Raw genomic sequence first — 19548 nt, 5'->3', positions numbered from 1 at the left:
TGCACCTCATTATTTAGGAGAGGTATTTCCTAACGCGGGGTTATCAATCGCATCTTTACATTGTGCTTTATCACGCTCGTAGTCTGCCTGCTTTTGGGCAGATACATTTTCCTTATCTTTGACATCGCGCGCCCAAGTATCCAGACTGGTCAATGCCTTACGGCAAAGCGCATATTTCCCTTCAGTCACCGAGTCTGTCATTTTGACATTGATCCGCCAATCAGTGCTGAGCTGGCGTAATGGTTTTCTAACCTTCTCTTCAATTTCAGCCGTTTGCTTGTTATAAACAATCGGATCAATTTCATTAATCAGTTTCCAGGCAGCATTGGCATAGGTCGTTGCATCATTATTGAGTTTTGGCGCTGGCTTGATCTCTACCTTCTCTTTTGGCTCATCACCTGAGTTCCCGCAAGCAGCCAAGAAAAAGGCACTACACAACATGATTGCTGTTACACGAGTGTTTAGATTAGACATATCAGATCGCCGATGAAACATAAGGCCATTATGCTAGTCAATTTGGGAATAATTCTCAATCATTGTTACTGTTTTATCGTGCACAGAATTTTGCGATATCAGCGAAAGATTTCAGATTTATCTTGCGCTAAATTTTTCTGTCTTAATTTCAATAAAACAATCAATACCTCATCAGGAAGTAAATCCCCCATGTCACAAATCAAAATTTATGCATTACAACAAACAATTGAACAGTTTAGAAACCAGCTTTCTCATGCCATTCATAAGGCGCTGGTCGACAGCTTGAATTATCCTGTAGAAAAGAAATTCCAGCGTTTTATCCGTCTTGCGACCAACGATTTTATTTATCCAGAGGATCGCAGTGACAATTATCTGATTATCGAAATATCAATGTTTGAAGGACGTAGTAAAGAAGCAAAAAAACACCTAATCCAGTTAATTTTTACTTATATTCAACAACAATGTGGGATTTCACCCAAGATGTTGAAATCACGATTTTTGAAACACCCAAAGTCAACTGGGGAATTCGTGGGCAAAATGCGGAGGAATTAAAACTAAATTATCAAGTCAATGTTTAAATAAATCAAAGGGCTTTGCCCACAATATTTTTGTCTAACAAAAAGCATGTTTTTTGTGTCATATAGGCTTAATTCAGCAAAAAGTTCTGCTATGCTTAAACACAAATTACTCAGGATAGGATTATTCGCATGAGCGTCACTCTTGGAACTCCACTTCAATCTTCTGCATTTAAGGTTTTACTGTTAGGTTCTGGAGAGCTTGGTAAAGAAGTTGTAATTTCTTTACAGCGCTTGGGTGTCGAGGTTCATGCCGCAGATCGTTATGATCACGCACCAGCAATGCAAGTGGCCCATTTTGCTTATACCCTGAATATGGCCGATCCAGCCGAATTAAAACAACTGATTGAAAAGATCAAACCGAATCTGATTGTTCCTGAAATTGAAGCGATTGCCACTGAAGTCTTGGTTGAAATCGAACAGAATAAAACGGCTACAGTCATCCCCTCGGCTAAAGCGGTGAACCTCACCATGAACCGAGAAGGGATTCGTCGTTTAGCTGCTGAAGAACTTGGTCTACCGACTTCAGCTTATCGCTTTGCCAATACTTTAGAAAGTTTCCGTGCCGCATGTGACGACATTGGTTATCCAAACTTCGTGAAACCTGTGATGTCATCGTCAGGTAAAGGCCAGTCTCGCGTCAAGAGCTTTGATGAAGTTGACGCTGCTTGGGATTATGCAATGCAAGGCGGTCGTGTTAATCAAGGTACTGTGATTATTGAATCGCAAATTGATTTTGATTTTGAAATTACCCTGCTCACCGTCCGTGCTAAAAATCCAGAAACGGGCGAAATTGAAACCCATTTCTGCGATCCGATCGGACACCGCCAAGATGCGGGTGATTATGTCGAGAGCTGGCAGCCACAACAAATGACGCCTGCCGCGCTGGAAGAAGCAAAACGTATTGCCAATAAAGTAACTACAGCTTTAGGTGGCTGTGGTATTTTTGGGGTTGAGTTATTCATCAAGGGCGATAAAGTCTGGTTTAGTGAGGTTTCACCTCGCCCACACGATACAGGTCTCGTGACTTTGGCTTCACAATTCCAAAGCGAATTTGAATTGCATGCCCGTGCCATTTTAGGTTTACCTGTAAATACTGCGCGTCACAGTGTGGCAGCAAGTGCAGTGATCTATGCTGGTGTCGATGCGAAGAACCTCAGCTTTGCTGGCTTAAATCTTGCTTTAGCAAATCCAGATACAGACTTACGCCTCTTTGGAAAACCAGAAGGCTTTAAACGCCGTCGTATGGGCGTTGCCACTGCACGTGCTGAGACCACAGATCTTGCGCGTGAATTGGCACAACAAGCCGCAGACCAAGTGAGCGTACACACTAACTCTTAACCTATTGAGTAGACCCATTTTCATGATCAATACCTCTCCATTGTTGAACTACGTCACCAGTCATCATGATATTCAAGCCATTAACCAATGGCGAACGGATGTAGAAAATCAATTACAGGAGAGTTATGAAAATGGGCAACCGATTCGTGAAGTGATTGGCGCCCGTTCAGATTCGATTGATGAGGCGCTGATCTTTCTCTGGAATCATGCTGGTTTAAATCAAACTGAACTAGGTCTATTTGCAGTGGGTGGCTACGGCCGCCATGAAATGCTGCCCTATTCAGATACCGACATCATGATTTTATCTGAGGATGAAATCAGTGAAGAACAAGAAAAACTGATCTCAACCTTTATTTCTTCTTTATGGGATGTCGGTAATTTCAAACCAGGCATCAGTGTTCGTACCATTCAAAACTGTGTTGAACAAGCCATTAATGACTTGACCGTTGCTACGACGCTGATTGAAGCACGACTCATTACCGGCAATCAACAACTTGCAAAATGGCCGCGTCGTATCGTGGCGCAAACATGGACAGATCAAACCTTTTACGATGCCAAAATGGCTGAACAAGCCAAGCGCTATGCACAGCACAACAATACGGAAAGCAACTTAGAGCCTGATATTAAAAATGCCCCAGGCGGTATTCGTGATATCAACCAGATCGGCTGGATTGCCAAACGTCATTTCCGTGTCAATCGTATTTATGATCTGGTGCATTTAGGCTTTATTACCGAATTTGAACTCGGCGTACTCGAAGAAGCGGAAAGCTTTTTATGGGAAATCCGTACCCATTTGCATCGTCTTGCCAAACGCGATGAAAATCGTCTGTTATTTGAATATCAACGTGATATTGCAGCAAAATTTGGCTACGTACGTGAAGAAGGTCAGCCTGTTAATTTTGCAGTTGAGCAATTCATGAAGCGCTATTACCGGACGGCGCAACAAGTTTCAACGCTGAATGAAATGCTACTGGCCTATTTCAATGAGTCTGTAATTACACCTCGCCTGCCTGATTATGAACGTCACATTATCGATATTAATGAACGTTTTAAAATTGTCGATGGCAAGCTTGCGGTTCAACATCACAAAGTCTTTTCAGAAGAGCCAAGCGCAATTCTGGAGTTGTTTTACCTGTTGGCGAATCGACCAGAAATTACGGGAATTCGTGCCCGTACCTTACGTCTGCTGGTGCTTGCAGCAAAACGGATTGACCAGCGTTTCCGCGACAATCCAGAACATCAAGCCCTGTTCATGTCGATTATCCGTTCACCGCATTTATATAACACCATGGTGGCGATGAAACGTTACGGCGTTCTCGGCAATTACATTCCTGCATTTGGACAGATTACAGGGTTAATGCAATACGACTTATTCCATATTTATACCGTCGATGCACATACTTTATTGCTACTCCGCAATTTGAGCCGCTTTAAAGAACCCGAATTTGCCAAAGAATTTCCCGTCGTAAGTTCTGTGTTCCAACGTATTGCCCGCCATGACATCGTGTATATGGCTGCGATTTTCCATGATATTGCCAAAGGCCGTGGCGGTGATCACAGTGAACTTGGTGCAATTGATGCCATTGAATTCTGTCGCACACATGGTTTTACCGAACGTGAATGCAAACTGGTGGCATGGCTGATCAACAATCATTTACTCATGTCACTCACGGCTCAGAAAAAAGATATTTCCGACCCAGATGAGGTTAGAGAGTTTGCTGAAAAAGTCGGTGATATGGAGCATCTCGATTATCTCTATACCCTCACGGTTGCCGACATTAATGCCACCAACCCTAAGCTTTGGAATACATGGCGTGCATCATTAATGCGTCAGCTGTATACCTATGCGCGTGATGTGATACGTTCAGGCTTGGGCCGTCCAGTCGATTATCAAATGCTGATTGAAGACACCAAATTTGCTGCCAGTGAACTCTTGGTGAATGACTTCTCTCTAGCTGAAGTTGAGAAAGTCTGGCAAGAACTGGGCGATGAATACTTTGTTAAAGAATCAGCCAATGAAATTGCATGGCATACCCAAGCAATTCTGCAACACGGTGATAACCCAGAACCTTTGGTTTTATTACGTGCGCATCGTAATGCAGCAGATGATGCGGTACAGATCTTTATCTATACTCGCGATCAGCCAAATCTATTTGCCACAACTGTGGCCGTATTAGACCGTATGAATCTGGATGTTCAGGATGCCCGTATTATTACGGCTTCGACATCATTCAGCCTAGACACCTATTTGGTTCTTGATCGTTTTGGTACTTTGTTGACTGATCCAGATCGCGAACGCAAAGTGAAAGCAGCCTTGGTCGATGCCTTAAGCCATTCAGACCAATATCCGGGGATTATGCAACGCCGTATCCCGCGTCATTTACGTCATTTTGATGTGCAGAATACAGTAGATATCGTCCTGAACCCGACCTTACAGCAACATATGGTCGAGATTTCAACGCTGGATCAACCCGGATTACTGGCGCGTATCGGGGGCTTATTCATGCTACAGGGTCTGGATATCCATTCTGCAAGAATTGCGACCTTGGGCGAACGCGCAGAAGATATTTTCTTTGTCACCAAGAAAAATGGTGTCTTGCTCACCGATGAAGAAGTCAAAACTTTTGTGGAAACACTAAAAGCCGCTTTGGATGAAGCATCGAATCAAATTTGTAATCCATCTTAAATTTTATTGTTTGGTAACTGTTTAAATGAACTCTAGCTTGTCGTTATTGCATCCCTATCCTTTTGAAAAGTTAAACCAGCTTTTTAAAGAGGTACAACCTGCCAATTTACCATTGATTCCCTTATCAATTGGTGAGCCGAAACATCCAGCACCAGAGTTTGTGAAGCAAGCAATTATTGATAATTTTGCTCATTTATCGACCTATCCAAACAGTAAAGGTTTGCCAGAACTGCGCCAAAGTATTGCACAATGGCTCACCAATCGTTTTAAGTTGAACCAGATCAGTGCAGAGGATCATATTCTGCCCGTTTCTGGAACACGTGAAGGGATTTTCTCTTTTGTACAGGCCTTGATTAAACGCGAAGATGCACCGTATGTGGTGATGCCAAATCCGTTTTATCAGATTTATGAAGGTGCCGCCCTACTTGCAGGTGCAAAACCCTATTTCATTAACTGTATCGAAGAAAATGGCTACTTAGGTGACTTTGATGCAGTGCCTGCCGAAGTATGGGAAAAAACAGCATTATTATTTGTTTGTACCCCAGGTAATCCGACAGGAACGGTTCTATCAAAAGAACAGTTTAAAAAGCTGATTGCACTTTCTGATCAATATGATTTTGTAATTGCATCAGATGAATGCTATTCAGAACTCTGGTTTGATCAGGCACCGATTGGTCTGCTAGAAGTTTGTGCTGAAATGGGCCGTGACGATTATAAAAACTGTATCGTGTTCCATTCACTTTCTAAACGCTCAAACCTGCCGGGTATGCGCTCTGGCTTTGTTGCTGGTGATGCAGCTTTATTGAAACCTTATTTGCAATACCGCACTTATCATGGCGCTGCAATGCCCGTACAAAATCAACTGGCTTCAATCGCTGCATGGAATGATGAAGCGCATGTTGAAGAAAATCGCCAGCAATACCGTGCTAAATTTGATTTATTCCAGTCTGAACTCGGTCATTTATTGCCGTTACAAAAACCAGATGCAGGCTTTTATTATTGGTTAAAAGTGGATAATGATGAAACTTTTGCCAAGATGTTAATGGAAAAAGCACATATTAAAGTTTTACCGGGTCGTTATCTTTCTCGTGACACAGAACAAGGAAATCCGGGTGAAGGCCACGTGCGCATGGCGCTGGTTGCAGATTTAGCCCAGTGTGAAGAAGTGGTTAAACGTCTCAAAGCTGTTCTATAAATAAAAAATCCCCGAATATTCGGGGATTTTTTTAGCGCTATAAATTAGAAATCAAAACTTGCACTGAGCATAAAGGTACGCGGTAGACCTGCAACCACATAACCATTATTGGTGTTTGAAGTGCTATTGATATTGTCAGATAAGCCAACAGAAGACCAATAATCTTTATTGAAGACATTATTCACTTTAAAGTTAAAAGTGGTTGGTGTTTGTCCAAGCTGGGTTTTATAGTTTGCACCGATATCCAGCGTAGTCCAGTCATTCACTTTTAACTTATTATCCAGACTTGCATAAGTCGAACCTGTATAAGTCAATTGTGCATTTAAGGAGATATCTTGCGGAACTGGCAATGCCCATTCAGCACCTAAATTGGCTTGAAACTTTGGCACCCCAACTTCATTATTGTCATCATATAAGGCAGACCCTGTATTCTTTTGCTTGGCGTGTAGCCACGACGCACCGCCCAATACCGTAATTGAATCAGTCAGCTTGCCATAGGTATTTAGCTCGACACCACGATGAACGTATTCACCTGCATCACTAAACACCCCATCTTGCAAGACACCACGCTGCTTATTAATGTCAAATAAACTGATACTCGCACCTAAACGATCATTTTCGTATTTAGCACCAATTTCTTTTTGCTTGGCAACAAAAGGTTTAAGTGTTGTTGTGACATCCACTGTAGTATTACTTAACCCTTTCGCCAATGATTCGATATAGTTTGCATACACAGAAAATTCTGGCGTCAGTTTATAAGTCACACCTAAAGCAGGCGTCCATTTCGCCTCATTATATGCTGGATTGATTTTACTTCCATCGGTCTGATAGTTATAAGTTTCCTGCATGATCTTTTGATAGCGCGCGCCAAGCATCACAATCAACTTATCATTAAGCGCAGAAATATTATCCCCAATCGCGATACTTCTTAGACGGGTACGGGTGCCAAGCTTAGGATCATTAACACGCTCTGGATTACCAATCGTCAATTCAGGTGCATTGCTATAATCTGGATGCAGAATATTAGTAGTGTTACTTCCGCTCATGGCCCAGCCATTACGGGTATTTTGCTGGAATGCAGAGCCTGATAACACTAGATTATGCTGGATAGAACCAGTCTGTAACTTACCGCGAACACCAATTTCACCAGTATTCACCATATCGACCCGACCATTGTCAAAGCGTGAATATTTCGCATCACCATTAGAGACATTGGTTAAAGTCGGATTTGCTAGACTATTTTGCTCTTCACCATGACGGAAGCCATAGGCTGCATAGGCAGTCACTGCATCACTTAAATCATATTCTGCACGGTAACTACCAAACACGTCCTCTTCATTAGAATAGGTCCATTTTTGTGCATAGTTACGACTCGCCTTTATTGCAGCAGGCACTTCAGTCAAACCTGCAAGTGAAATATTAGGCCGTGTCGCAGTTAAACGATTATTGCTATAGCCCATATCTCCAGATAGACGTAGACGATCACCACGGTAATCTAATCCAATAGAAGCTAAACCTAATGAATTTTTCTCATTATCAACGCTGGTATTGCCACCATGATAGGCTGTGTTTACACGTACACCAAACTCTTGGTTTTCGCCAAAGCGACGAGACATATCACTGGCAATTTGGCCACCGTTAAAATCTGTACCAACCGCAACACGATTTAATGGTTCATTACCTGCACGTTTTGGCAATAGATTAATTGCCCCACCAATCCCGCCGTTGCCCGGCATCGCACCATTTAAGAAAGATGAAGCACCTTTAAGCACTTCGACACGTTCAAATAGCTCTGTTGGAATATATTGGCGTGGCAGAATCGAATATAAACCATTATAAGCGGTATCATCCGAACCTAAATTAAAACCTCGGATGTAATAAGATTCCTGAAAGTTTCCGAAACCACGCCCAACACGAACACTTGGATCAGCCTTTAATACATCCCCTACACTTTTAGCTTGCTTGGACTGAATATATTCATTGGTATAACTGGTTAAGTTGAATGGTGTATCCAGATTCTTCTGATTACCAAAGATCCCGACGCGACCACCACTGGCAACTTGTCCACCTGCAAAAGGATCCATTAAACCATCTGCTGATGCATCCGCACTCGCAGTAATACGAATTGTATTTAATGTGACGGTTGCATCCGCTGCTTGCCCCTGTTGCACTTCATCTGCAAAAACAGCCGTTGTCCCCATCGAAGCGCATGTCATCATCAATACTAATGGTTTAAGTTTTCTACCCATGATTTATTTCAGCCGACTTTAAAAAAACCGCATAATAAATGAGAATTAATACGTTTTACACTATTTTTTATCTATATATGCCATTCCATAATTTCATGATTTTTCCAGTCTTAAACGGTATTAAAATTAACAGACTGAATTCAATCAATATAAAATTTAAAGCCATCTATTCTTAAGAAATTTCACTATTTTCTTAGCCAAGCTGTCCTATAAATAAAATGATCGAGATCATCACCATCAGGCCGCCAGAAACCCGACTGACGACTTTCACAGCCATTGGACGCGTTGCCAAAAGTTTGTTCGCTGCAATTCCCACCAGTACATAAACGACTGCACAACTCAGTAGGTGAATCATACCCAGCAAAATAATCTGGGTTGTAGGTGCAAAAGACATTTCAGGATGAATAAACGGCGGCAATAAAGCAAAAAACAGCAATAAAACTTTAGGATTTAACCCACTAATCCCCACACCTTTCAGCAACCATGAACGTGCCGAATCTAGTGTTTGTGTTTCATTATGATCACTCGAAATGGTCGCAGGATGAATCAATAAATTTGCGCCCATCCATAGCAGATAACAGGCACCTAAAATCGTCATGGTGGTTAACAGTATTGGATAATGTTGCAGTAATGCACCTACCCCAGCAGCCACACACAAGATTGCAATAAAATGTCCCAAAATCAGGCCTGTCACCGCATTTAAGACAAAATTCCCCTTAATGCCTGCAAGAATGGCATAGGCCCAGTCTGCACCCGGCGTTAACACAAATAAGATCGAAACACACCAGAAAGCAAAAATCACACTGAGTTCCATAAGCCAAGCCCTTCCTGCATCACCAACGCTATTTTTAATAGCTTTCTTTTTCACCATTTGGTGAAGATTGTTGAGAAAGGATATGCTTTAATGGTGAAAATGTTATTCCAAATACTTCTATTTATTTAACGCCAATAGGGAGATTCTTCCAAGTGGATCGCATCGATAAGAAAATTATTGCTGAACTACAGGCAAATGGACGATTATCTATCACCGAACTGGCGGAAAGAATAGGTTTAAGCCTGTCTCCGTGCCATCGTCGCGTCAAAGCTTTAGAAGAAAGTGGCGTGATCAAAGGTTATCACGCTGATCTGGAAGCCTCAAAAATCGGTCTCAATTTCTCTGCGATTATCTTTGTAACTTTAAAAGATGGCGATAAAACTGCCCTGTCCAGCTTTGAAGAAAAAGTCACTGAAATTGCCAATGTGATTCAGGCGCAGCGTTTATTCGGAAATCCTGATTATTTACTGCATGTTGTCGCCAAAGATCTGGCAAGTTTCCAGAAGCTCTATGACGACAGTCTCTCTGCCTTGCCAAATGTACAACGTCTGACCTCGACCATTGTCATGAAAAATGTGGTGTCTAACCGGCTTCTTCCTTTATAAAAAGGCATTATCATTTTGGGTCGAACTAAAATGTATCAATGTGAATAAAGTCACTTATTTTCTTAGGTAAAAGGTAAGCAAAATAGGCAGCTTTATTAATTTTTTTATCTGTCCATTGCATCTTGACCTACTGTTGAAATCTTCGTCTATACTTAGCCATCAAAACTTGATGACTATGGAAAGATGACTTCTCAAACTCCCAAGAAAATAAAGAAAAAGGGTTGGCTCATTTTAGCAATCGTTGTTGTACTTTTAATTATTGTAATCGTGGTTTGGCAGACTGGAACTGCTAAAAAAACAACAGCTGCGAAACAGCAAAAAAATGCCGATACCACCGCACAGAAAGCGGCACTGACCGTTACCGTGGTCTCTCCTCAACAGCAAAACTGGAAACAGACATTTACGGCGAATGGCAATATTGCTGCATGGCAAGAAGTGGTGATTGGTAGTGAACTCTCTGGCCAGCGTCTGACTCGGGTGAATGTCAATGTTGGTGATGAGGTCCGACGCGGTCAGGTTTTAGCGGAGATTAACAGTGAAACCATCCGTGCTGATCTCGCAGCAGCGAAAGCCAGTTATGCAGAAGCACAAGCTGTTCTTACCGATGCCATCACCAATAACAAACGTATTCAGCAACTCAAGAATACAGGCGCCATTTCAGCTCAGGAAGCCACCCAATATCAAACGTCTCAAGCCACTGCCCAAGCAAAGCTGGATGCAGCTAGAGCACAGATTGAAAGCAATCAATTACGTTTAGCTCAAACCAGAGTGGTTTCGCCTGACAATGGTGTCATTTCAGCACGAACGGCTACGGTGGGTTCTTTGGCGCAAACAGGACAGGAACTTTTCCGTCTGATTCGTGACCATCGTCTGGAATGGCGCGCAGAAGTGACCACCGCTGATTTGTATAAGCTCAAACAAGGCATGACAGCGCATATCATTTCACCTGATCCAGCCCAACCCGCCGTGACAGGTAAAGTGAGAATGATTGCACCTGTGATTGATCCACAAACCCGTTATGGACTGGTGTATGTGGATATTCCAACCACGCAGGCTGTACGCATGGGGATGTTTGTCAAAGGTGAATTTGATCTAGGCCAGAAACCCGCAATAACTGTTCCACAAACAGCGCTGTTATTACGCGATGGCTTTTCTTATGTATTTACGGTCAATGACAAAAATCGTGTGACTCAACAGAAAGTCAATGTTGGGCGTCGTCTAGGCGATCGGGTCGAAATTTTAGATTTGGCCCCGAATGTCAAAGTGGTGTCTTCAGGCACAGGTTTCTTGGCAGATGGTGATCTTGTCAGTATTGCCAAAGACATTCCAGACACACCACTCACCAAACAGCTCGTGACCACACAGGAGAAATAATATGAATTTCTCCGCTTGGTCGATCCGAAATCCGATTCCTGGCATCCTGTTATTTATCATGCTGGGATTGGCAGGATTGTTATGCTTTAAATGGATGAAGATCCAGCAGTTCCCTGATATTGAACTGCCCATGGTCACGGTAACCGCTGCCCTTCCAGGTGCCGCGCCGCCACAACTTGAGACCGAAGTGGCGCGTAAGATCGAAAACTCGATTGCTACTCTGCAAGGACTCAGAAACCAGTACACCAATATTCAGGATGGTGTTGTCACCGTTACTGCCGAGTTCCAGCTGGAAAAACCCTTGCAGGAAGCAGTGGATGACGTGCGTAATGCCGTGTCACAAGTCCGTTCAGATTTACCTGCTGATTTACGAGATCCCATTGTCAGTAAGATTAACCTGTCTGGCTCACCTATTCTAACCTATACCATCCAGTCGCCCAAGATGGATGAAGAAGCACTGTCTTGGTTTGTGGATTACGATATTGCTCGCGCCATGCTCCAAGTCAAAGGTGTGGGTGCAGTGGCACGTGTGGGTGGTGTCACCCGTCAGGTTGATGTGGAGCTTGATCCCGAAAAACTCTTGGCGCTGAATGCAACGGCAACCGACATAACCCGTCAACTGCGCTTAATCCAGCAAGATGCCTCGGGTGGTCAAACCAAAATCGGTGGCAGTGAACAATCCATTCGGACCATTGCCACAGTCAAAACAGCCGATGAAATTGGTGTAATGGATATTGCGTTAAGTGATGGTCGGCATATTCGTCTGGATCAGGTTGCCACTGTTCGGGATGGGATTGCTGAAAGACGTTCGGCTGCACTCTTGAATGGACAGCCCGTCATTGGTTTTGAAATCACCCGTAGTAAAGGGGCCAGTGAAGTTGATGTGCAAAAAGGTGTTGCTGAAGCACTAGATAAATTGAAAACGGCACATCCAGATATCAAGATCACCGAAGCTTTTAACTTCGTCAATCCTGTAGTCGACAATTACGAAGGCTCAATGTCGCTCTTGTATGAAGGCGCTATTCTGGCAATCTTGGTGGTGTGGTTATTCTTACGCGACTGGCGTGCCACGATTATTGCAGCAACGGCCCTACCGTTGTCCATCCTACCCGCCATGATCGGCATGTATTTCTTTGGTTTTACCCTCAATACCGTGACGCTACTGGCCATGTCACTGGTGGTGGGGATTCTGGTCGATGATGCGATTGTTGAAATTGAAAATATCATACGGCATCTGCGCATGGGCAAGACACCATATGAAGCCGCGATGGAAGCCGCAGATGAAATTGGTCTGGCCGTGATTGCGACCACCTTTACCCTGATTGCCGTATTCCTTCCGACTGCCTTTATGAGTGGGATTGCAGGAAAATTCTTTGTTCAATTTGGCTGGACGGCAGCATTGGCAATTTTTGCTTCCCTACTGGTTGCACGTTTACTCACTCCAATGATGTCTGCCTATATCCTGAAGCCTTGGATCGGCAAAGTCGAACAACAGGACGATGCTTCGGATACCAAAACGGCGGCAGATCAAGGCACAGCACGTTTAGCGAAAGATCGCGCCAAAGATGGCAAAGTCATGCGTGGTTATATGCGTCTGGTCACTTGGTGTCTCAATCATCGCTGGATCACTTTAGGCGGCGCAATTGCTTTCTTTATTGCCTCGGTCATGTTGATTCCCTTATTACCGACTGGGTTTGTGCCTCCTCCAGATACAGGACAAACACAGGTTCGTCTGGAATTAACACCCGGTTCTCAATTTGGAGATACGCTTAAAACGGCTGAATACGCACGCAACTTGATTAAAGATCATCCTGAAATTAAAAGTATCTATACCACCATTGGTGGCGGTGCTGCGGGTACAGATCCATTTTCAGGTGGCGCATCAGGTGAACCCCGTAAAGCCACTTTAACCATTCAAACCACGGAGCGTTCTGATCGTAGTGCCAGCTTGCAAGACATAGAAGACCAATTGCGTCAACGTCTGGCACCACTGCCTGGCGCGCGCATCCAAGTCGGACTTGCAGGCAACAATAGCCAATATCAAATTGCACTTTCTGGCGATGATCCCGATACATTAATGGCGACAGCACGTAGCCTTGAACGTGAATTACGAACTGTTCCAAATGTAGGAAGTATCACCTCAAGTGCCGCCCTGATTCGTCCTGAATTGGTGATTCGTCCAGATTTTGCCAAAGCGGCCGATCTAGGTGTCACCACTTATGATATTGCAGAGACTTTGCGTATCGCGACTGCAGGTGATTTTGACCAGAATCTGGCCAAGTTAAACCTGTCACAACGTCAGATTCCTGTGGTGATCAAACTACCGCTATCAGCACGTCAGGATCAGGAGTTGATGAAACGCTTAATGGTCAAAGGCAGTCATGGCCCCGTCATGTTAGGCACCATTGCTGATGTCAACATTGAAAGTGGCCCATCGCAAATTGACCGCTTTAACCGCCTACGTAATATCAACTTTACCATTGAGCTGAATAATCAGCCGCTGGGTGATATCGCGGCAAAAGTTGACCAGCTCCCAACCATGAAGAACCTGCCCCCAACGGTGAAACGTACCAATATTGGTGATGCCGAAGTCATGCAGGAACTGTTCTCAAGCTTTGGTCTGGCGATGCTCACAGGCGTATTGTGTATCTATGTGGTGCTGGTGCTGTTATTCAAAGACTTCCTGCAACCGATTACCATTCTAGTGGCCTTACCTTTATCGCTTGGCGGTGCATTCGTGATGTTACTATTAGCGAAAAGCAGTTTCTCGATGCCGAGCCTGATCGGTCTGATTATGTTAATGGGGATTGCCAGCAAGAACTCGATTCTACTGGTCGATTACGCCATTATTGCTAGAGATGAGAAGCATTATTCCCGCTTCAATGCCCTGCTGGATGCCTGCCATAAACGGGCACGCCCGATTATCATGACCACGCTGGCAATGGGTGCAGGTATGTTACCAATCGCCTTAGGCATTGGTACAGATCCGAGCTTCCGTGCGCCTATGGCGATCTCGGTGATTGGTGGATTAATTACCAGTACCTTCTTGTCATTACTGGTGATTCCTGTGGTGTATACCTTTATTGACGATATTAATCGCAAGATACACAGTTTCAGGAAAACCCAGCCTCAACCTATTGAACCATCCCAATAGCATTTAATAAAAAAGACGGTCATTTGATCGTCTTTTTTATGCTCAGGATAAAATCAGTACCAGCATAAAAAAGATAAAGCTACTGCCCGCCAGATAATATAAATAATGAATATGCTGATTTAACCATGATAGATAAATGGTTGCGTTCATCAGTTTCACCATCGCCAGATTCCAGATCAGCACCAAGCCCACCATCCAGACGCAGACCAAAAAGTTTTGCAAAAAATTATATTGCGGATAAACCAGAATCACCAAGACCGAATAAAACATCAGGTTTTTGGGATTGAGTAGACTTGAACCCAAACCCAGTAAAAAGTGCGTAAATTGAGCCTTATTTTGCGACGCTGCAACATCTTCCAGCTCAGTGTTAGGGATGATCTGTGCGGAACGCGCCGCACCAAAACATTGAACCGCCAGATAAGCAAAATAAAGGACACCTAACCATTTCATCGCGACCAGTATTTCAGTATTGACCTGACCCAACAGAAACAGACTGCAATAAATCACCAGCAGAATGATAGCATTGCCTAATGCAATTCCCATACAAGTCAATCGTGCTGCCTTTATTTTACTTTGCATCAGTGTTTTTAAAATTAAAAAGAAATCAGCACCCGGCGTCAGCAAAGCAATAAAATGAGTCACCACAATCGTTAAAAAAAGCTCCATACCTTCTCTCCAAATGAAGGAGAGCCAGCTTAAAAAAGCTTAAAACTTTATTCTTGTATAAAATTGCGGGAGCTAAGATTTTTTAGAATATTGTTTTGGGGTGACACCCGTATATTGTTTAAAGACACGATGAAAATGGCTTTGGTCAGTAAACTCCAACTCATGCGCCAGTTGAGCCAGATCACAGCCCTGACGCAAGCGTAAACGCGCCTGATTCACCTTTTGATTTAATTGATAGGCATGTGGCGTTAAACCCAAATAATGCTTAAAGAGCCGAATTAACGCATAACGGCTCATCTGTAATTCATCAGCAAGTTGCTGTAGCGATAAATCATCCATACTGCTATTCAGACATTCAATTAAGCGCGGTAAATATGGCTGGAAATAACCTTCCGCCCCAATATTTTCCCAATGAAAATTCGGTATTAACATTTCAGTTAGAATCTTAATTAAGCTGTGTTCTTTTTCTAATCTTGGAATCTGAGGATCAAACAACACCTGATTTAAGCCAGTAAATGCGGTGTAAATATCCAAATCATGGAGAATTATAGGTTTGAGTTGCGGCACATAGGATTTGCTTAAATCCAAATGCGAATCCATTTCCTGTTGCAATTCATTGATCAGTCCAGCAAGCCATGCTGCGTCAAGATGCATCATTTGGTAACTCCAAGCCTGTTGAGGCAAAGGATTACATGAATGTTCAACATGAGCAGGAATGACTACGACACTCCCCGCCTGAATCAACTGCTCTGAAGCAAAAGAACTGGAAAAATGGCTCTGCCCGACATCTACTGCGCCGATTGAAAAGGTGGGATGACTATGCGATTTATAACAGATTCGACTTTGACATGCCCTACGCGTTTCAACATACGGCATGTCAGGATGGTTCCAAAACTCAACGGTGGAGTTCAAAGTGATTAACTCAAAGCCAAAACAGATTATTTCTGGGCTAAAGCTTTTTCAATATCTGCTTCTAACGCTTCTGGCTTAGTTGTTGGCGCATAACGCTCTAACACTTCACCATGACGGCCAACTAAAAATTTCGTAAAATTCCATTTGATATTCCGACTACCTAAAAGCCCTTTCGCTTCACGGGTTAAATAACGGAAAATCACATGTGCTTCAGGCCCTTTCACATCGACCTTGGCAAACATGGGGAAACTGACGCCATAATTACGCTGGCAAAAGGTTCCGATTTCTTTATTGGTGCCCGGATCCTGTCCTCCAAATTGATTGCAAGGAAATCCTAATACTTCTAGTCCCTGAGATTTATATTTTTCATAAAGTTTTTCTAATCCAGCAAACTGCGGGGTAAAACCACACTTACTTGCAGTATTTACAATCAGCATGACCTTGCCTTTATAATCAGCGAGCGCTTTTGTTTCTCCCTCTAACAACTCAGCTTCAAACTGATAAATGTTACTCATGGATAAGTTTCCTCGTCATTCTTCTCATCTGTTTTAAGTTGTAATGATGCCGAATTCACGCAATAACGCAGTCCTGTCGGCTGTGGACCATCCTCAAACACATGGCCCAAATGTGCATCGCAATCATGGCAGACAATTTCTGTTCTGACCATACCATGCGATAAATCTTCATGTTCTTCTATTGCAACACTATCAATCGGCTTAAAGAAGCTCGGCCAACCACAGCCGCTATCGTATTTTGTATCGGAAGAAAATAATTCCGCACCACAACAACGACAAACATAAGTACCATGTTGCTTATTATTCCAATATTGTCCTGTAAATGCGGGTTCTGTGCCTTTCTGACGGGTAATGCGATATTCTTCTGCGGATAACTCTCGTTGCCATTCTCGGTCTGTTTTATTCACTTTTCCCATAACCTGCACCTTTTATTCTGATGTTAAAAATATCATGATGATCAGATTTTATATTTACGCCATTCGCAAAAAAAACTCTAGTCTCAGATCGTATAATTTGTTGAAGTTTAAGCATCTAAATCAAAAATAGCAAAAAGAAAGCAAATTAAATATTTAAAGTAAGCAAATTTTAACAATATTGTCTTTTGCGTGAGCAAATATAGTGATATTCTTGTTCCGCACGGTTGTATAGGACAAAAAATGTCTCAGAAAAAAAGTGTGGTGTTTCAAAACTTATTACCAACCATCAGACAATATCAACAATCAGGTTTTACCCACGAAAAAATTGTTGAATTACTGAGAGATCAGCACGATCTGAATCTGGTAACAGTTGAAACCTTTAAAAGTTATTTATACCGATATGCAAAAGTGAATCCTGCTATGTCTAAAAGTACTGTTGTTCCCCAGTCTCATCAATCAAGCCGAGAAATTAAAAAATCATCTAAGCTTGAGCATGTTTGTTACGACATCCGTGGACCTGTACTGCGCGCCGCCAATGAAATGGAGGAGCAAGGACACAAGATTATCAAGCTGAATATTGGCAACCCTGCACCTTTTGGTTTTGAAGCCCCACAAGAAATTATTAATGACGTGGCTTTAAACCTGCCGAACGCAATTGGCTATACCGATTCAAAGGGTATTTTCCCTGCACGTAAAGCGATCTGCCAGTACTACCAGCAGAAAGGCGTTTTTGATATGCACGTCAACGATGTGTATGTGGGCAACGGCGTGTCTGAACTCATTGTTATGGCAATGCAAGGCTTGCTGGATGATGGTGATGAAATGCTGGTGCCAATGCCTGACTATCCTTTATGGACGGCAGCGGTCAATCTGTCTGGCGGTAGCGCAGTGCATTATAAATGTGATTCTGAAAACTACTGGTATCCCGACATTGCGGATATGGAAAGCAAAATCACACCAAATACCCGTGGTATTGTCATTATCAATCCAAATAATCCAACAGGTTCAGTCTATCCACGTCATGTATTAGAACAAATTGTTGCATTGGCGAAAAAGCATGACCTGATTTTATTTGCAGATGAAATCTACGACAAAATCGTTTATGACGGTATCGAGCATGTGGCTGTAGCTGCATTGGCTGGCGATCAACTGTGTATTTCCTTCAATGGTTTATCAAAAGCTTATCGTATTGCAGGTTATCGTGCAGGATGGATGGCGATTACAGGCAACAAAGCACGTGCAGCAGACTATATCGAAGGTTTGGATATGCTGGCTTCAATGCGCCTATGTGCCAACCACCAAGCTCAATATGCGATTCAAACTGCATTAGGTGGATATCAATCAATTAACGATTTGATTCGCCCAGGTGGCCGTTTATACGAACAGCGTAATATTGCTTGGGAAATGCTGAATGAAATCCCCGGCCTTAGTTGTGTTAAACCTGATGGCGCAATGTACTGCTTCCCTAAACTTGATCCAGCAGTTTATCCAATTGAAGATGATGAAAAACTAATGCTGGATCTGTTAAAAGCGGAAAAAGTATTATTGGTACAAGGCACAGGCTTTAACTGGCCAACGCCAGATCATTTCCGTGTGGTGTTCCTGCCAGCTGAAAATGAGCTTCGGGAAGCCATCAATCGCTTAGGCCGCTTCTTGGCAAAAATGCGTTAATACAAGCTCCCCCTATATTCAGGGGGATTTTTTTATATTCAATCTTTAGATGCGTTGTCTAGATTTTAGATCGCTTTCCACAGCAGTGCCCTAGATTTTGAATCAAAAATCAAATATCTTTTTACACAGCCAAATTCCAAACAGAGCAGCTTCACTTTGATGTAGTTTTCCAGCACATTCAGAGTAATAGGATATCTTTTACTCGTGTAAGTGCTTTTCATATTAAACATGACAAATAAGCCATCACTGGATCTAGTTGCTATGTAAAACTAGGTCACACATAGAAAAAATCAAAAACTAATTTTTAACTTTTGAGCAAAATAACAAAGCAAACACACGGTTTGCCAAAATATTAAGCATGTCATTTTCGGTTTGCATGCTAAACTATGCGTTGGTTTGAAAAAGGATAGTCCTTCTATGCGGTTTGTTCATCTCGGTATCCATACAGAGTTTTCGATTACAGAATCGATTGTTCGCATACCTGATTTGGTCAAGGCTGCCGTAAAAGATGAGATGCCAGCTCTTGCACTCACAGACTTATCCAACCTCCACGCAGCAGTAAAATTTTACGAAGCATGTCTAAAGAAAGGCATTAAGCCTGTTTTAGGCAGTGTGATTCGCCTCAATGATGCTGAACATCGCGCCACTTTACTGGCAATGAGCAATACTGGATGGCGTAATCTGACTGAAATCGTGTCTCGCGGTTTTATCGAAGGCCAACAGTTAAGTATCCCATGCGTACAAAAAGAGTGGGTACTTGAACAGGCAGAAGACCTGATTGTCTTGCTAGGCCAACATAGTGATGTAGGCAAAATGCTCTGCTCTTCCAATCCACAAAAAGCTGAACCTTTACTGGAAGCATGGATTGAGAAATTTGGCAATCGTGTCTATTTGGCCTTAA

The 19548-nt window shown here is 42.9% G+C and carries 15 protein-coding genes and 1 pseudogene; 9 read left to right on the top strand and 7 right to left on the bottom strand.

The annotated features are described in order from the left end of the window. Positions 1 to 9: 9 nt before the first annotated feature. Complete coding sequence (locus A9Z07_RS00515) at positions 10 to 474, bottom strand: hypothetical protein (protein WP_032810570.1); 465 nt, start codon at positions 472 to 474, stop codon at positions 10 to 12. Between the two features lie 189 nt (positions 475 to 663). On the opposite strand from A9Z07_RS00515, the pseudogene A9Z07_RS00510 reads away from it, so the two are divergent. The 4 genes and pseudogenes from A9Z07_RS00510 (at position 664) to dapC (ending at position 6271) form a co-directional block, all read left to right on the top strand. Then, positions 664 to 1052 (top strand): annotated as a pseudogene (locus A9Z07_RS00510) (tautomerase family protein). A 120-nt stretch (positions 1053 to 1172) separates the two neighbouring features. Further along, positions 1173 to 2390: a formate-dependent phosphoribosylglycinamide formyltransferase gene (purT, locus tag A9Z07_RS00505; protein ID WP_171258933.1), complete on the top strand. Its 1218-nt coding sequence runs from the start codon at positions 1173 to 1175 to the stop codon at positions 2388 to 2390. Positions 2391 to 2412: 22 nt separating this feature from the next. Beyond that, entirely contained in the window at positions 2413 to 5076 is a 2664-nt protein-coding gene (gene glnD / locus A9Z07_RS00500) for a [protein-PII] uridylyltransferase (RefSeq protein ID WP_005257074.1), read from the top strand. 25 nt (positions 5077 to 5101) lie between these two features. Continuing rightward, a complete protein-coding gene (gene dapC, locus A9Z07_RS00495) occupies positions 5102 to 6271 on the top strand; it encodes a succinyldiaminopimelate transaminase (protein WP_069576177.1) in 1170 nt (389 codons plus the stop codon). A gap of 44 nt (positions 6272 to 6315) precedes the next feature. On the opposite strand, the gene A9Z07_RS00490 is transcribed toward dapC, so the two are convergent. Continuing rightward, a complete protein-coding gene (locus tag A9Z07_RS00490) occupies positions 6316 to 8520 on the bottom strand; it encodes a TonB-dependent receptor (protein ID WP_069576175.1) in 2205 nt (734 codons plus the stop codon). 193 nt (positions 8521 to 8713) lie between these two features. Next, positions 8714 to 9334, bottom strand: coding sequence for a LysE family translocator (locus A9Z07_RS00485; RefSeq protein WP_005257070.1), 621 nt, complete (start codon positions 9332 to 9334; stop codon positions 8714 to 8716). 152 nt (positions 9335 to 9486) lie between these two features. Here A9Z07_RS00485 and A9Z07_RS00480 point away from each other — a divergent pair, with 152 nt between their 5' ends. The 3 genes from A9Z07_RS00480 (at position 9487) to A9Z07_RS00470 (ending at position 14467) form a co-directional block, all read left to right on the top strand. Beyond that, positions 9487 to 9939 carry an Lrp/AsnC family transcriptional regulator gene (locus A9Z07_RS00480; RefSeq protein WP_047432711.1) on the top strand — a complete coding sequence of 151 codons (453 nt, stop codon included), beginning with the start codon at positions 9487 to 9489 and terminating at the stop codon, positions 9937 to 9939. A gap of 183 nt (positions 9940 to 10122) precedes the next feature. After that, a complete protein-coding gene (locus A9Z07_RS00475; RefSeq protein WP_069576173.1) occupies positions 10123 to 11313 on the top strand; it encodes an efflux RND transporter periplasmic adaptor subunit in 1191 nt (396 codons plus the stop codon). A gap of 1 nt (position 11314) precedes the next feature. Then, positions 11315 to 14467, top strand: a complete 3153-nt coding sequence (locus tag A9Z07_RS00470) for an efflux RND transporter permease subunit (RefSeq protein WP_069576172.1) — start codon at positions 11315 to 11317, stop codon at positions 14465 to 14467. A gap of 42 nt (positions 14468 to 14509) precedes the next feature. Here A9Z07_RS00470 and A9Z07_RS00465 read toward each other — a convergent pair whose 3' ends face one another. The 4 genes from A9Z07_RS00465 to msrB all read right to left on the bottom strand — a co-directional run bounded on the left by A9Z07_RS00465 (position 14510) and on the right by msrB (position 16976). Next, complete coding sequence (locus A9Z07_RS00465) at positions 14510 to 15133, bottom strand: LysE family translocator (RefSeq protein WP_069576170.1); 624 nt, start codon at positions 15131 to 15133, stop codon at positions 14510 to 14512. Positions 15134 to 15205: 72 nt separating this feature from the next. After that, positions 15206 to 16009, bottom strand: coding sequence for an AraC family transcriptional regulator (locus A9Z07_RS00460; RefSeq protein WP_069576168.1), 804 nt, complete (start codon positions 16007 to 16009; stop codon positions 15206 to 15208). A 62-nt stretch (positions 16010 to 16071) separates the two neighbouring features. Beyond that, entirely contained in the window at positions 16072 to 16560 is a 489-nt protein-coding gene (locus A9Z07_RS00455) for a glutathione peroxidase (protein ID WP_004771737.1), read from the bottom strand. Next, complete coding sequence (gene msrB / locus A9Z07_RS00450; RefSeq protein WP_004771736.1) at positions 16557 to 16976, bottom strand: peptide-methionine (R)-S-oxide reductase MsrB; 420 nt, start codon at positions 16974 to 16976, stop codon at positions 16557 to 16559. Before msrB ends, A9Z07_RS00455 begins: the two co-directional genes overlap by 4 nt. A 240-nt stretch (positions 16977 to 17216) precedes the next feature. Between msrB and A9Z07_RS00445 the strand changes: the two genes are divergently transcribed. Further along, positions 17217 to 18647 carry a pyridoxal phosphate-dependent aminotransferase gene (locus A9Z07_RS00445; RefSeq protein ID WP_069576166.1) on the top strand — a complete coding sequence of 477 codons (1431 nt, stop codon included), beginning with the start codon at positions 17217 to 17219 and terminating at the stop codon, positions 18645 to 18647. A gap of 417 nt (positions 18648 to 19064) precedes the next feature. Continuing rightward, positions 19065 to 19548 (top strand): PHP domain-containing protein (locus tag A9Z07_RS00440; RefSeq protein ID WP_139126616.1); only part of this gene is annotated, 484 nt, incomplete at its 3' end.

It is taken from the genome of Acinetobacter sp. YK3, assembly GCF_001729365.1.
GTDB classification, from domain to species: Bacteria; Pseudomonadota; Gammaproteobacteria; order Pseudomonadales; family Moraxellaceae; genus Acinetobacter; species Acinetobacter vivianii.
The sequence above is the reverse complement of the archived record's forward strand: the minus strand, read 5'-3'. Positions and strand labels throughout refer to the sequence as shown.

Bases quoted from the DNA above. Each gene is read 5' to 3' on its own strand.
- A9Z07_RS00465 (WP_069576170.1), bottom strand. From the start codon at position 15,133: ATGGAGCTTTTTTTAACGATTGTGGTGACTCATTTTATTGCTTTGCTG.
- dapC (WP_069576177.1), top strand. From the start codon at position 5,102: ATGAACTCTAGCTTGTCGTTATTGCATCCCTATCCTTTTGAAAAGTTA.
- A9Z07_RS00485 (WP_005257070.1), bottom strand. From the start codon at position 9,334: ATGGAACTCAGTGTGATTTTTGCTTTCTGGTGTGTTTCGATCTTATTT.
- A9Z07_RS00470 (WP_069576172.1), top strand. From the start codon at position 11,315: ATGAATTTCTCCGCTTGGTCGATCCGAAATCCGATTCCTGGCATCCTG.
- A9Z07_RS00460 (WP_069576168.1), bottom strand. From the start codon at position 16,009: ATGCCGTATGTTGAAACGCGTAGGGCATGTCAAAGTCGAATCTGTTAT.
- A9Z07_RS00515 (WP_032810570.1), bottom strand. From the start codon at position 474: ATGTCTAATCTAAACACTCGTGTAACAGCAATCATGTTGTGTAGTGCC.
- A9Z07_RS00455 (WP_004771737.1), bottom strand. From the start codon at position 16,560: ATGAGTAACATTTATCAGTTTGAAGCTGAGTTGTTAGAGGGAGAAACA.
- A9Z07_RS00445 (WP_069576166.1), top strand. From the start codon at position 17,217: ATGTCTCAGAAAAAAAGTGTGGTGTTTCAAAACTTATTACCAACCATC.
- msrB (WP_004771736.1), bottom strand. From the start codon at position 16,976: ATGGGAAAAGTGAATAAAACAGACCGAGAATGGCAACGAGAGTTATCC.
- glnD (WP_005257074.1), top strand. From the start codon at position 2,413: ATGATCAATACCTCTCCATTGTTGAACTACGTCACCAGTCATCATGAT.
- A9Z07_RS00490 (WP_069576175.1), bottom strand. From the start codon at position 8,520: ATGGGTAGAAAACTTAAACCATTAGTATTGATGATGACATGCGCTTCG.
- A9Z07_RS00475 (WP_069576173.1), top strand. From the start codon at position 10,123: ATGACTTCTCAAACTCCCAAGAAAATAAAGAAAAAGGGTTGGCTCATT.